The sequence below is a fragment of the Streptococcus sp. genome, assembly GCF_030825805.1.
In the GTDB taxonomy this organism is placed as follows: domain Bacteria; phylum Bacillota; class Bacilli; order Lactobacillales; family Streptococcaceae; genus Streptococcus.
Map to the genome: position 1 here is coordinate 16,491 of NZ_JAPJPF010000022.1, position 13,981 is coordinate 30,471.

Genomic DNA, 13,981 nt, shown 5'->3' on the forward strand with positions numbered 1-13,981 from the left:
TTTTAGATAAACAATTATTTTATCTAAAAATACTAGTCAGGTCTCTAGCTTTGGTCCCATAGGACAAAGCGTCTACTGACAAATGCTTTAGCTTTTAGTCAGTAGTGAGACGTGGCGCGTAAGCATTTTTATTTGTCATTTGTTTTTTCCTTTTTCTATTCCTAGATCCTACTGATGATTGATTAGATTCACTTGTAAACAATCCTAATAAAAGGATGTCTGCTCATTCAAGCTTTCCAAATAGCGTTCTTCGTAGTCATACAAAGGCGTTGGGTATTTCCCATCGAAGTAAGCTACACAAAGACCACCGTTTGGTGCATCGGTATCAATGCCAATAGAATCAATCAAACCATCAATGGACAAGTAGGTCAGGCTGTCCGCACCGATAATCTCACAAGTTTCCTCTACTGTATGGTTAGCTGCGATTAGCTCTTCGCGGCTCTGGATATCAATTCCATAGAAACATGGATAAGCCAGAGCTGGACTGGCAATTGCCACATGGACTTCTGTAGCCCCTGCTTCTTTCAACAGTTTCACAATCCGACGAGAGGTTGTCCCACGCACGATGGAATCATCAATCATGACAACCCGTTTGCCTTTCACGACACCAGATACGGCAGAGAGCTTCATTCGCACTCCTTGTTCCCGCAATTCCTGAGTCGGTTGAATAAAGGTCCGTTGGACATACTGATTCTTGATCAAGCCCATTTCGTTTGGCAAGCCAGATTCTTCTGCAAAACCCATGGCCGCACTGAGAGAGGAGTTGGGAACCCCCACCACAATATCTGCTTGGTTCTTAAATTCTCGTGCTAACTGAGCGCCCATCCGCTTGCGAGCCGTATGGATGTTGACCCCTTGGATATTGGAATCAGGACGCGCAAAATAGATATACTCCATAGAACAAATTGCTAGTTGAGTATCATCCGTATAGCGATCATAGGTAATGCCATTTTCATCAAAGATCACCAGTTCACCAGGATGCACATCTCGGATCCATTCTGCCCCAATCACCTCAAAGGCACAGGTTTCAGAAGAAACAACCAAGGCACCATTTGCCATTTTCCCGATGGAAAGAGGACGGAAGCCATTTGGGTCTAGAGCTGCGATCAGCTTATCTTCAAACAACATCAGATAAGCAAATCCACCTTTGACCGTATTGAGTGCTTCCTTGATTTTCCCCATAAAGGAAGGGTTGTGGCTCCGACGGATCAAGTGGGCCAGAATTTCTGAGTCAGAGGTCGAGCTAAAGATGGCTCCATTTTTTTCTAATTCCGATTTGAGCGATTGGGCATTAGTCAAATTCCCATTATGGGCCAGACCAAACTGCGCATCGTGAAAGCGGAAGAGGAAGGGTTGGATGTTATCCACAGACGCTTCCCCCGCTGTCGCATAGCGAACATGTCCAATAGCAGAAGATCCTGTCAATTTCTCCAGATTTAATGGATTCCGAAAGACTTCTGAAAGCAGACCTGTATCCCGATGACGTCTCAAGGTCCCTTGGTCATTAGCCAGGATTCCTGCACCCTCTTGTCCACGGTGCTGAAGACTATGGAGTCCAAAATAGGTCAATTTGGCAGCGTCTGGGTGCCCCCAGATTCCAAAAACACCACATTCTTCATTAAGAGATTTTACTTCGTATGTCATTTTTTATACCTTTTATTTTCCAGTAAAGTATTTAACCGCTGATGCAAAGAGATGCTGGTCTTTATTTCCTGGAATATTTTGGAAGAGACCAGCTTCGAAACGTTCTGAGTGACCCATCTTACCAATGATTTGACCGTTCTTACTTGTGATACCTTCGATAGCATTCACAGATCCGTTAGGATTGTATTTAGAATCCATGCTTGGTTTACCATCAAAGTCAACATATTGGGTAAAGATTTGACCATTGTCACGAAGCTCTGCAAATTCCTCAGCTGTCACGACAAATTTACCTTCACCGTGTGATACTGGGATGGCATGGATGTCCCCAACTTGCACTCCAGCAAGCCATGGTGAGTTCGTGTTGGCAATCCGTGTTTCCACCATCTTAGCCACGTGTTGGTTGGCATCATTGTAGAAGAGGGTTGGACTGGTACTGCTTGGATCCTCAAAGTTACCGTATGGAAGAAGACCTGATTTGACAAGAGTTTGGAATCCATTACAGATACCGATGATCAAGCCTCCGCGTTCGATGAAGCTATCAATAGCCGAACGAACTTTTTCATTGAGCAAGATGTTAACGATAAATTTAGCTGATCCATCTGGTTCATCCGCTGCTGAGAAGCCACCTGCAAAGAAGATAATGTTGGCTTTTTCAATGTTGTCAACCATGGTATCAACAGACTTGACAATCGCTTCTTCGTTGAGTGTGACAAATGGTACCAAGTTGACTTTCGCACCTTCTTTTTCAAAGGCCTTAGCGGAGTCATATTCTGAGTTGGTACCTGGGAATACTGGAATGTAAACCACTGGTGTCTCAACGGTTTCTTTAGCTTTGATCACAGCATCTGATGCTACAGCAGGTACTTCTTCCAACTCAGTTGCCTGTGCAAATTCCGTTGGGTAAACCTCTTCCAATTTACCTTGGAAGGCACTGTCAAGTTTGTGTCCATCCAGCGTTACACCGTTGACAACTAGTGTAAAGTCTGCTACTGTTTGTCCGATCTTGGCAACACCTACAATTTCTTCAGGCGATGTGAAGACGAATCCACCCAATTGGGCTGTCAAGCTAGTGTCAAGGTCTGCTAATTCGACATTTGCTCCGATATGGTTCCCAAATGTTGCAAGTGCAAGAGCTTCAACCACACCACCATATTTAACAGCTGATGCGGCTGTCACTTTGTGGTCAGCTTGGATAACTTCAAATTGAACAAAGTTAGACTTGATGAGTTCAAAGTCAATTTCTTGTGCCAAAGCTTGACCAGGAATGTAGTAAATATTTTCACCAGCAGCTTTGAATTCTGGAGAAAGAACCTTACGGCTATCTGCAGTTGTTACCCCAAAAGCAACCAAAGTTGGTGGTACTGTCAATTCTTCAAAGGTACCAGACATCGAGTCTTTACCACCGATAGATGGTAAACCAAGTTGAATCTGAGCTTCGATGGATCCAAGAAGAGCAGCTACTGGTTGACCAAAACGCTCTGCTTGTTTATCCATCCGCTCGAAGTATTCTTGATAAGAGAAACGAGCCTTAGACCAGTTTGCACCAGCAGCAACCAAACGAGCTGTTGCTTCGATGACCGCATAGGCAGCACCATGATATGGAGACCATTCTGCTACATAAGGGTTGAATCCTTGCGCCATAACAGAAGCAGTTGTTGTCACGCCATGTTGGACTGGCAATTTCTGTACAGAAGCTTCCGTTGGTGTGATTTGGTAGCGACCACCAAGTGGGTGATTAACTGTTGAACGACCAACTGAGCTATCAAAGATGGTTTGTAAACCTTTTTGACTGGCATGGTTAAGGTCAGCCAAGACTTCAAGTGTATCCGCTTCAAGGGTTTCAGCAGATGTTTGACGTTCTTCTGGAAGCTTGACATCCTTGTCAACCACCTTAGCATCTACAACCACACGTACACCGTTTGTATCAAGGAAACGACGTTCCAAATCAACGATGGTTTCACCATTCCAGTGCATGACAAGATTTGGTTTCTCCGTCACTGTCGCAACGACAACAGCATCAATATTTTCTTTATTACATGCTGCAACGAAGGCATCTACATCTTCTGGACGAACCACTACAGCCATCCGCTCTTGAGATTCAGAGATGGCAATTTCTGTACCATTCAAACCTTGGTATTTCAATGGTACTTTGTCTAAATCAATTTCAAGACCATCTGCCAATTCACCGATAGCCACACAGACACCACCAGCACCAAAGTCATTTGATTTCTTAATCAGACGTGTTACTTCCCCATTACGGAAAAGACGTTGAATCTTGCGTTCTTCAATGGCATTTCCTTTTTGAACCTCAGCACCAGCTGTTTCAACAGATTCAACTGTTTGAACTTTAGAAGAACCTGTCGCACCACCGACACCGTCACGTCCAGTCTTACCACCGAGTAAAATGATCACATCACCTGCTTCAGGTTTTTCACGGACCACATTTTCCTTAGGAGCCGCACCGACAACTGCACCTAGCTCCATACGCTTAGCAACGAAACCTGGGTGGAAGTATTCACGAACATAAGTTGTTGCAAGACCAATTTGGTTCCCATATGAAGAATAACCATGAGCTGCTGTTTTAGAAATCACTTGTTGTGGCAATTTACCAATACGAGTTTCAGCAATTGGAGCTGTAATATCACCAGCACCTGAGATACGCATAGCTTGGTAAACGTAGGAACGCCCTGACAATGGGTCACGAATGGCACCACCGATACAAGTAGCCGCTCCACCAAATGGTTCAATTTCCGTTGGGTGGTTGTGGGTTTCATTCTTGAACATGAGAAGCCATGGTTCTTTGACACCATTGACATCCACTTCAATTTCAACAGAGCAGGCATTGATTTCATCAGACACTTCCATGTCATCCAAACGACCATTAGCACGCTCATAACGGCCAAAAATAGTGGCCATATCCATCAAGGTTTGAGGTTTTCCTGTACGTCCCAACTCATCACGCATGGCAATATACTTGTCATAAGTCGCTTGCAATTGTTTTTCAAATTTAGAAGCTGAGAAGTCGATGTTTTTCAACTCAGTCTCAAAAGTTGTGTGACGACAGTGGTCAGACCAGTAAGTATCCAACACCTTTAGCTCAGTCTCAGTTGGCACACGACCAATAGACTTGAAGTAATCTTGAATGAAGAGAAGGTCATCCACTTCCATTGCCAATCCTTGCTCTGCCTTATACTGTGCAAAATCTTCTGCCGTATAGCTTTCAAAGAAATCCAAGCTTGGAATGGTCTTGTCAGACTCAGAGAAATCCTGTTTCGCAATACCAACAGTGATATCTTTGAAACGAGAATCCACTGGGTTTAAGAGGTAATTTTTGACAGCTTCCAACTCATTTGTATCAATATCCTTGTTAACCAAGTAAAGTTGTGCTGTGTTCACCGTTACATCATTTGAGCTACCAAGCAAAAGCAAGGCTTCTTGTGAAGATGCTGCACGTTGGTCAAATTGACCAGGTAAACTTTCGATAGCAAAGAAAGCATAATTCTCAAGATCAGCCTGAACCGCAGCCTCGTCCAAAACAGTATCCGTCACTTGCTCAGAGAAGATATGTTTTTCCGCACGCGCAAACAAATCCTCTGCCAAATTAAAGACATCGTAAACCTGAACAATCCGAAGATCCTTCAAGGTTTTCAACTGAAGATTATGCTGTAATTCTTTTACCAAAGAGTCCGATTTTACACGAAAATCAGCTTTTTTCTCAACGAAAATACGTTTATCCATTTTAGTTCCTTTATTTCTATTCAAATAAGTTATCGAAGACGAAGGTTTTTCCTTTCAAACAGGTTACTTCAAGCCCTGTAATTTCTCCAACACAACTTTGTACACATCTGTCAGATTGCCCAAGTCCCTACGGAAAACATCCTTATCCATATGGTGCCCTTCCGCATCCCAAAGGCGGCAATTATCTGGTGAAAATTCATCTGCCAAGATAATCTTGCCATCCTTATCAAAACCAAATTCCAATTTGAAGTCAATCAAACGAAGACCAATTTGTGCAAACCAATCTTTCAACAATTCATTGATACGACGCGTTTCTTCCTTGATATAAGCAATTTGCTCATCATTGGCAATATCCAAAAACTTGACGTGTTCATCATTGATAAACGGGTCATCCAACTCATCGTTCTTGTAGTAAAATTCAACGATTGGAGTCTCCAAGTCTAAACCTTCTTCAACGCCAAACCGTTTAGAAAAAGAACCTGCAGTCACATTACGAAGAACAACCTCCAAAGGAATGATGGTAACCTTCTTGTTCAATTGTTCGGTATCAGAAATACGCTCGATAAAGTGCGTCGCAACACCCGCAGCATTCAATTTTTCAAAAATAAGAGACGAAATCTGATTGTTGAGCACACCTTTCCCCTCAATGGTCTCTTTGCGAGCTCCATTCAGCATGGTGGCCTGGTCCTTATAAACGGACTTAATCACATGTTCGTCTTCTGTACTATAAATATCTTTTGCTTTCCCCGTATAAATTAATTGATCGGACATCTTCTTGTTCGCCTTTCATCTTTTATCCCTTTCAGTGTATCACAGAGAGGTTGTTTTTTCAAGTTAAATCCGTATCTTGTTCGCTTGTAACAAAAAAATAATAAGAGATTGAATCAAAAAGATTCAACCTCTTATTTTTAGATGTCTCTTTGTTCGTAAAATCCGAACTTTATTTGCTTGTTTTCTTCAAAACGTAGTCTACCATATCTCCAACAGTTGCCATGGCATCAATGTCTTTATCTGGGATATTAATTTGATAGGCTTCTTCCAAATAAATAATGTATTCCATGAGATCAACGGAATCCACTTCCAAGTCTTTTCGTAAATCCAAATCCAAAGAGACCTCATAGTCAGATCCCTTATTATCTTGAATCAACCCTTCAACTAGTTTAAAAATTTCTTGATGACGACTCATTTCTCTTCCTCCAATTCTGATAATTCAACCACAGATTTACGAATAACATCTGTTTCCAACATGGTCCGGATCTGGCGGATCGTGCTATAGACTGCCTTGGCATCACTAGAACCATGGGTTTTCACGACAGGGGCTTGCAAGCCAAACAAGACCGCACCTCCAACATCTGAATAATCCAAGGTCTTTTTCAAACCTCGTAAATCATTCTTCAAGAGGAAGGCTCCAAGCTTAGCCTTCAAGCCACCACCAGTCAGGACTGTTTTCAACTGTTTAAAGAGGCCCAAAGCAGTACCTTCCATGGTCTTTAGAACAGCATTTCCTGTAAATCCATCTGTCACAATGACGTCAGCAACTCCATCCATCAAGTCACGCGCTTCCACATTTCCCACAAAATTGAGAGAAGGATCCGCTGCTAATAATTGATAGGTCTCCTTGCGTAAGGGATCCCCCTTGCTTTCCTCGGTTCCGTTATTTAAGAGACCGATACGAGGCCACTTAATCCCACGAACATTCTCTGCATAATAGGCCCCCATAATCGCATATTGGTGCAAGTGTGTTGGCGTATTTTCAGCATTTGCCCCCAGATCCAGCATATCATAGCCCTTCCCATCAAGGGTAGGAAGAGTCGACATCAAGCCTGGACGATCAATGACCTTGATCCGACCGACGATAAAGTAACCAGAAGCCAAAAGCGCTCCTGTATTTCCCGCAGAAAGCATGGCATCCGCTTCCCCATTCTTAACTGCATGCGCTGCTAAGACCATGCTGGCTTGCTTCTTCCGACGAATAGCACGTGTAGGCTCATCATCTGAATTGATTTTCTCATCTGTATGGACGATCGATACCCGCTCAGTTGCTGTCAGGTATTGCTTAATTTTAGCCTCATCCCCATACAAAATGACTTCGATATCCTTAAATTCTTGTATGGCTTGATTGACCCCTTCTACTAGGGCCTGTGGAGCGTGATCTCCACCCATTGCATCGACTGCAATTTTTTTCATTTCTTACCTCCAGACTGATCTTTTAAGATCTCTCCCCAGCTTCCCAGGGAATCAATAAATTTCTTAGCTTTGAGATGAATACCTACATACTCATCATAGAGTTGGTCTAGACACTTTCTCAACTCTGTCTTCATCTCATCATGGATGGAAATCGTCTCTAACTCACTAAATTTCACAGCTTGAAAACGATCCAATAAATAGAGGGCATTTGGATTCCAGTGGGCTCGTCTTTCGTCACGATCATAATGATCTGGGCATAGGACACCACCCAATCGGAATGAAAAATCAAAAGGTAGGCCCACTCGATGACAGACACAACACTCATGGACGTTTAAGGCGACACCAAATCGGGATAAAATCTGCATTTCAAAAATATTGGTCAAGATTTCATAATCCAAGCCCCGATCCATCAATTGCAAGGTCTGCTCTAAAAAAGCAAATAAAGCTGGATCAGGTTGACGATCCTGTATACTAGCATCTGCCAAGGCCAGTATATAGGTTGCGTAGGAAAGACGAAAAAGATCTTGATTAATCACTTGGAAACTTTGAACCTCATGAATATCTTCGATATAGCTGAGTCCGTCATCATTGATTTTCAGATACATATCCGCTAAAGTCAAAGGTTGGATCATAGAATTCAACCGAGAACGATTGGCATGTTTCACGAAAAACATGAGCTTGCCAGCTTGCTCTGTAAAGATTTTAACCAGCTTATCGTCCTCTCGGTAATCCCGATGGTAGAGGACGATGCCACGACTCTCAATGCTCTCCAGCATGTTCTTTCATAAACTCCTTCAACCGACTCATCGCTTCTTGGATCACTTCCATACTTGCTGCATAGGACAAGCGCACATAGCCTTCTCCATATGGGCCAAAAGCCATTCCTGGGATAAAGGCAACAGCCTTTTCTTGGGCTAGGAGCTTCAAAAAATCGAAGGAATTTTGAAGATATCCTTGTGGGATCTTAGCAAAAATATAGAAGGCCCCGTCCGGGCGGATAATATCAAAGCCCATGGCAGACATTTCTTTGATGATATAATCTCGACGCTCTATGTATTCCCGTTTCATCGGCTCTGCGTCGTCTTTACCAACCGTTAAGGCTTCAATGGCTGCATACTGGTTCATGGTCCCCGCTGCAGTCACCAAGTACTGATGACTCTTGATTAATTGAGCTGTCAATGGAGCCGGCGCAAAGATAAAACCGAGTCTCCAGCCTGTCATAGCATGAGACTTAGATAAACCATTGATAATAATGGCTTGGTCCCGTAGATAGGATCCTAAGGAAACGTGAGGCTGACCTGTATAGGTTAGCTCTGAATAAACTTCGTCACAAACGACAAAGACTTCATATTTCTTCAAGACTCTAGCCAACTCCTGCATCTGCTCCTTAGAGTAGGTGACACCTGTCGGATTAGCTGGGTAGTTGAGAATAACCGCCTTGACGCGATCCCCTTGCTCTTCTAAGGCCTTTTCTAAAGCCTCTGGGCTGAGGATAAAGCGATTGTCTGTCGTATCGATTTCGACGACACTAGCCCCCATCAGTTTAATAATAGGTTCGTAACCAGGATAAGCAGGTGCTGGTAAGAGCACCACATTTCCCGGTTCCAATATAGCCGTCAAGGTCGCAGAAAGGGCCTCCGTTGCCCCAATGGTGACCAAAATTTCATCCTCTGGTCGATACTGTAGGTTATATTTTTCAGCTACAAACTGGCTAGCAGCCTCTCGTAGAGCTAATAAGCCACTCATACCCGTATAATGACTTTTATTAGCGTCAATAGCTGCTTTTGCCGCTTCCTTTACATGGTCTGGTGTCGTAAAATCCGGCTCACCAAAAGTCAATCGTAAGACACCTGGAATAGAAGAAATGGCTTGGTCAAACTGACGAATCAAGGAAATCTCGATTCGATTCAAATTTTGATTAAACCGTTTTGTTAAATCCATAGCCACCTCCAAAAAAAGTTCTATCACCATTATACTATAAATAGAAAACCATCGCAAAAAAGGGGCTAGTCCCAACTAAAATGATACAATAATGACCTTTCTCATCAAAATTAAAAAAAGGACTTAGCACATGCTAAATCCTCTCATTGAATAAATTCTACCAAATCTTTTTTATTCTTGACCACGTGTTGCCACATAATTCAACTGGTCACCATGTTTCGCCAAGAAATCTTTCATTTCTGAATCTGGAATTTGACGAAGGTAGAGATTGGAACGGATCGTTTCATCTTCTTCACGACAAGTAGACAAGACTAGGTATTTATCAGAAGCTTTGATTTTGATATTTGGATTCTTTGTCCGCGCTCCTTCATAGTTATGCTTCAATTGGGTAGTGAAATCTTCATCATCCTTAAAGCTTGTACGGTAGAAAGCAGTCGTTTCAGGAACAATGACCAAGCACATTGCTTCATAATAATACTTACGCTCAGGTGTTTCAATAACTACATAAGGGTGTTGGTCAAAGTACTCTTGGTTATCATAGAAGTTAACATCGTTAAACATCCGATGATCTGCAACCTTGCTCCCACGAGCATGACCGAATAACCATGTCAACCGATCACTAAAATCTTTTTTGTTATCCGTATCCATAAAGACCGTACCTAAATACGGTTGATAGCCACCATCAAAAGTTTTATCTAAGTAAGTAGCATTATCACCTGTTTGAACTACTGGCTCATCTAACTCCGTACCAGGAGCATAAACATAGGCAATCGTCTCTGGATTAACTGCAGTAAATTGAGCAAAACGATTTGCTAGGTAATCTTTCTCCTCTTGACTAGGGGTATATTTTACCTCTTGTTTAGAACTAGTCGAACCACTTGTCGATTTCGCAGTTTCCTGATGTGTCGATGTGGATTTTTGTTTACCAAATGGATTGAAGAAAATAAACCCAAGAACAAGTGCTACAACGGCTACTAAGGCAAAGAGAATTCCCAATCCTTTTCCTTTTGAAGTCGTCTGTTTCTCTGCTCGTTTCATAAATTAGAACTCTCCTAAGTATTCAATTTTTTCTAAAAAATACACTGAGCCCAAGGACCCAGTGTATTTTTATGAGCTAATTAATAATTTAATTATTTAACTGCGCTTGTTTTTGGAAGAGTTTTTTGTCCTGCTGCTGCTGGAGCTTTTCCTTCTTCTTTTTTAGCTTCTTTTTTAGCTTCTTTAGCTGAACCTTCAACTACGAATTCACCTGGAATAACGTTACCATTTGCATCCTTTTTAGGTACAAGTTTTTCGCCATTTTCGTTGAATTTAGCTTCAGTTGATTCAGCATCAACATTGTTAAGACCGTCTTTAGCTGCTTGAGTAAGACCACCTTCGTTATCAGTGAAGAATTGCTCTCCTTTAACAACTTCTTGGTTATCAAGACTTCCTGTGTGAACATGACCGTCGTTAGCGAAAACTGGTGCTGCTGCTGCAAATACTGCAAGTGCTGCTACTGATGATAATAAAACTTTTTTCATTGTTTTATCTCCTTTTTTCATTTTAAAAATATTTCGTTACTTCGTAACTATTGTAAGTATACTACTATATCATAGATCTGTCAATAAATTTTTGGCTTAAATTTAAATTTTTTTTAGAAAAAGCAAACTATTTGATTTCCATAATGGAAATCCTGATTTTTTAAGGCATTTTCCTTACTCTATTTGACTACACCACTCTTTGGCAAGGTCTTTTTGGGGAGACAAGGATCCAATCTATCCTCATTTTTTTGTGCTTCTTTTAGCAACTCCTCCCTCTGATTATTGATCTTACTTTCTTTTTTTAACCAGTTGAAAAACATATTTTTCCTTTCTTAAAAAAGAGGCTTTCTACAACCTCTTTTTTACATTTTAAGATTTTTTAGCATTTCCAATTTCAAATAGAGGAGACAGAGGACGTTTTTCATGAATGCGGATAATCGCTTCTGCTAATAGTTTTGCGATGGAAATTTGTTCAATTTTATCGATTAAGCGCTCTTCAGGTAGGTAAATAGTGTCCAATACTACCAACTTCTTAATCGCTGATTTCTGAATATTGTCCATAGCTGGACCAGACAATACAGGGTGCGTACAACTTGCATAGACTTCTACTGCTCCTGCTTCAGCAAGTGCATCCGCAGCGTGGCAAATGGTTCCCGCAGTATCAATCATATCATCAATCAGGATACAAGTTTTCCCTTCAACGTTCCCAATGATATTCATGACTTCGCTGGTGTTCATTTTATCAACACTCCGACGTTTATCAATGATGGCGATTGGTGTTTTCAAAAACTCAGCTAGCTTGCGAGCACGCGTCACACCACCGTGGTCCGGACTGACTACCACATAGTCAGAACCAATCATGCCACGACGTTCAAAGTAGTCTGCAATCAATGGAGCCCCCATCAAATGATCCACTGGAATATCAAAGAACCCTTGAATCTGAGCCGCATGCAAATCAATGGTTAAAAGGCGATCCACACCAGCAATCTCTAACATATTGGCAACCAATTTGGATGTAATCGGCTCACGAGCACGAGCTTTACGGTCTTGACGGGCATAACCATAATAAGGCATCACTACATTAATGGTTTGAGCACTGGCACGTTTTAAGGCGTCTACCATGATCAATATTTCCATTAAATTATCATTGACAGGAGAGCTCGTAGATTGAAGAATATACACCTCTTTACCACGAATAGACTCCTCGATATTGACTTGGATTTCCCCATCTGAAAATTGACGTACGGTCGACTTACCAAGTGGCAATCCCATCTCCTTAGAGACACGTTCAGCCAAATCTTGGTTAGAAGATAAAGCAAACAGCATTAAATCCGAAAACGACATGATTTCCTCCACATAAAATTAACCACAATGTACAAATGTACAAATCTTCTCTTTACCCATTGTAACGCTTTTTACATGATTTTTCAATCCATAATCCATCAAAAATTAAAATAGTAACTATAGTAAAAAACACCCACTAAAAGTGAGTGTTTTAATTTTTTAGTTTGGATAGATATAAGTAACTGATCCTTGTGCATTCACTGGGTTAAACCATCCACGGTAGTTCCCAATGCTACGGATACCTAAGTAGTTAGATTCAGATACTTGGATACTTGTACTTGACTGAACAGCTGTAACCACTGCTACGTGTCCATATCCACCGTCATTCCAACAAGCAATAGCGCCGACTTGTGGTTGGCTACCAGTACGGAATCCAGCTGCTGCAGCACTTGCAGCCCACTGCGCTCCATTCCCCCAGTAATCACCAGCCCAAGGAGCCAATACTTTAACACCCCAAGTACATTCACCTACTGGGTATGAACTTGCAGAAGAGCTGTATGTTGGACGACTAGTTGCTGCTGGTGTAGTAACTGTTTGAGTTTGAACTGCTGGTGCTGCAGCAGGAGTTGAAACAGTTGCTTGAGGTTGTGCTGCTTCAGCTGCTGGTGTTTGAGTAGCAGCTTGCACTTGTGCTTGCAAGTTAGTATTAGCAGATGCTTCTACAGCCTTACGCTGTTCTTCTTGTTGAGCACGGTATGCAGCTTCTGCAGCTGCTTTCTCAGCTGCTGCTTTCTCAGCTGCTGCTTTTTCTTCAAGCAAAGCATTCTTTTCATTTTCAGCTGTTGACTTTTCAGCCGCTAAATTCAATTGAGCGACTTTCAACTCAGCTTCCTTAGTTGCTAAAGCTTGTTCATCATCATTTAATTGTTGTTGGTTCGCAATAACAGTGTTAATGGCATCGTTGTTTTCTTTTTGCTTAGCATCGATATCTTCTTTATCACGTTTTTGCTCTTCCAACATTTTGTTATTCGCACTAGCAATCTCATTCATTGCAGAAACGCGTGAAATAGCTTCAGTCAAAGAACCAGAACTTACAATAGCGTTAATGTAACTTGTAGCAGTTCCTGTTGTTTGAGCACTACGTGCTTGGTTCGCTAATGATTCTTGACGAGCAACAATGTTCTTAGAGAGCTCTTCAATCTCTGCAGAAAGTTTAGCAGACTCTTCATTCAAACGTTCATTTTCAGCTTTAAGAGTTTCTTGTTGTTTTTTGATTTCAGAAACTTGAGCTTGAATTTGATCAACTTGTGCTTGCGCACTTTGTTCTTTTGAACTCAAATCAGCAATCTTATTATCTTGTGCAGCAATTTTATCATCAGTAGAATCAGCTCCTACAGAAATAACTGTACCTACTTGTGATAAAGCAACTGTAGTAAGTAAAATAGTCGTTAATAATTTTTTCTTCATAAAATAAAAGACTCCTTCATATAAGACACTAACTAGTATAACAGAAAATGAAAGATTTTATATTACGCCTTTGTTACAATTTTATTTCTATTGATGTATCAAAGTAACAAAAAAAGTTAGCTAGAAAGCTAACTTGATTCTGTACGGAGAATGGGGGATTCGAACCCCCGCGCCAGTTACCCGACCTAACGATTTAG

Annotated in this window: 11 protein-coding genes; all 11 read right to left on the bottom strand. The window is 41.6% G+C overall.

Annotated elements, in window-relative coordinates; genetic code table 11:
- Window positions 1-204 precede the first annotated feature (204 nt).
- The 11 genes from purF to pcsB all read right to left on the bottom strand — a co-directional run bounded on the left by purF (window position 205) and on the right by pcsB (window position 13,784).
- A complete protein-coding gene (gene purF / locus RCH62_RS04860) occupies window positions 205-1,644 on the bottom strand; it encodes an amidophosphoribosyltransferase (protein WP_306474765.1) in 1,440 nt (479 codons plus the stop codon).
- Window positions 1,645-1,656: 12 nt separating this feature from the next.
- Window positions 1,657-5,382 carry a phosphoribosylformylglycinamidine synthase gene (locus tag RCH62_RS04865; RefSeq protein WP_306474766.1) on the bottom strand — a complete coding sequence of 1,242 codons (3,726 nt, stop codon included), beginning with the start codon at window positions 5,380-5,382 and terminating at the stop codon, window positions 1,657-1,659.
- A 63-nt stretch (window positions 5,383-5,445) separates the two neighbouring features.
- A complete protein-coding gene (purC, locus tag RCH62_RS04870) occupies window positions 5,446-6,153 on the bottom strand; it encodes a phosphoribosylaminoimidazolesuccinocarboxamide synthase (RefSeq protein WP_306474767.1) in 708 nt (235 codons plus the stop codon).
- A 169-nt stretch (window positions 6,154-6,322) separates the two neighbouring features.
- Entirely contained in the window at window positions 6,323-6,568 is a 246-nt protein-coding gene (locus tag RCH62_RS04875) for a phosphopantetheine-binding protein (protein WP_048687889.1), read from the bottom strand.
- Entirely contained in the window at window positions 6,565-7,569 is a 1,005-nt protein-coding gene (plsX, locus tag RCH62_RS04880; protein ID WP_306474768.1) for a phosphate acyltransferase PlsX, read from the bottom strand. The genes RCH62_RS04875 and plsX overlap by 4 nt, the downstream gene beginning before the upstream one ends.
- The gene (recO, locus tag RCH62_RS04885) at window positions 7,566-8,345 is read right to left on the bottom strand and encodes a DNA repair protein RecO (RefSeq protein ID WP_306474769.1); all 780 of its coding nucleotides are present in this window, start codon (window positions 8,343-8,345) and stop codon (window positions 7,566-7,568) included. Before recO ends, plsX begins: the two co-directional genes overlap by 4 nt.
- On the bottom strand, window positions 8,329-9,510 hold the full coding sequence (locus tag RCH62_RS04890) for a pyridoxal phosphate-dependent aminotransferase (RefSeq protein WP_306474770.1): 1,182 nt from the start codon (window positions 9,508-9,510) through the stop codon (window positions 8,329-8,331). Before RCH62_RS04890 ends, recO begins: the two co-directional genes overlap by 17 nt.
- Before the next feature lie 171 nt (window positions 9,511-9,681).
- Window positions 9,682-10,548: a class B sortase, LPKTxAVK-specific gene (gene srtB, locus RCH62_RS04895; RefSeq protein WP_195214416.1), complete on the bottom strand. Its 867-nt coding sequence runs from the start codon at window positions 10,546-10,548 to the stop codon at window positions 9,682-9,684.
- 92 nt (window positions 10,549-10,640) lie between these two features.
- Entirely contained in the window at window positions 10,641-11,033 is a 393-nt protein-coding gene (locus RCH62_RS04900) for an LPKTxAVK-anchored surface protein (protein WP_195214417.1), read from the bottom strand.
- A 369-nt stretch (window positions 11,034-11,402) separates the two neighbouring features.
- Complete coding sequence (locus RCH62_RS04905) at window positions 11,403-12,377, bottom strand: ribose-phosphate diphosphokinase (RefSeq protein WP_023027441.1); 975 nt, start codon at window positions 12,375-12,377, stop codon at window positions 11,403-11,405.
- 159 nt (window positions 12,378-12,536) lie between these two features.
- The gene (pcsB, locus tag RCH62_RS04910; protein WP_306474771.1) at window positions 12,537-13,784 is read right to left on the bottom strand and encodes a peptidoglycan hydrolase PcsB; all 1,248 of its coding nucleotides are present in this window, start codon (window positions 13,782-13,784) and stop codon (window positions 12,537-12,539) included.
- Window positions 13,785-13,981: the final 197 nt, after the last annotated feature.

What these genes read in the sequence shown, in the direction of transcription:
- RCH62_RS04865 (WP_306474766.1), bottom strand. Translation starts at nt 5,382, where the DNA reads ATGGATAAACGTATTTTCGTTGAGAAAAAAGCTGATTTTCGTGTAAAA.
- srtB (WP_195214416.1), bottom strand. Translation starts at nt 10,548, where the DNA reads ATGAAACGAGCAGAGAAACAGACGACTTCAAAAGGAAAAGGATTGGGA.
- RCH62_RS04905 (WP_023027441.1), bottom strand. Translation starts at nt 12,377, where the DNA reads ATGTCGTTTTCGGATTTAATGCTGTTTGCTTTATCTTCTAACCAAGAT.
- RCH62_RS04875 (WP_048687889.1), bottom strand. Translation starts at nt 6,568, where the DNA reads ATGAGTCGTCATCAAGAAATTTTTAAACTAGTTGAAGGGTTGATTCAA.
- recO (WP_306474769.1), bottom strand. Translation starts at nt 8,345, where the DNA reads ATGCTGGAGAGCATTGAGAGTCGTGGCATCGTCCTCTACCATCGGGAT.
- pcsB (WP_306474771.1), bottom strand. Translation starts at nt 13,784, where the DNA reads ATGAAGAAAAAATTATTAACGACTATTTTACTTACTACAGTTGCTTTA.
- plsX (WP_306474768.1), bottom strand. Translation starts at nt 7,569, where the DNA reads ATGAAAAAAATTGCAGTCGATGCAATGGGTGGAGATCACGCTCCACAG.
- RCH62_RS04890 (WP_306474770.1), bottom strand. Translation starts at nt 9,510, where the DNA reads ATGGATTTAACAAAACGGTTTAATCAAAATTTGAATCGAATCGAGATT.
- purF (WP_306474765.1), bottom strand. Translation starts at nt 1,644, where the DNA reads ATGACATACGAAGTAAAATCTCTTAATGAAGAATGTGGTGTTTTTGGA.
- RCH62_RS04900 (WP_195214417.1), bottom strand. Translation starts at nt 11,033, where the DNA reads ATGAAAAAAGTTTTATTATCATCAGTAGCAGCACTTGCAGTATTTGCA.
- purC (WP_306474767.1), bottom strand. Translation starts at nt 6,153, where the DNA reads ATGTCCGATCAATTAATTTATACGGGGAAAGCAAAAGATATTTATAGT.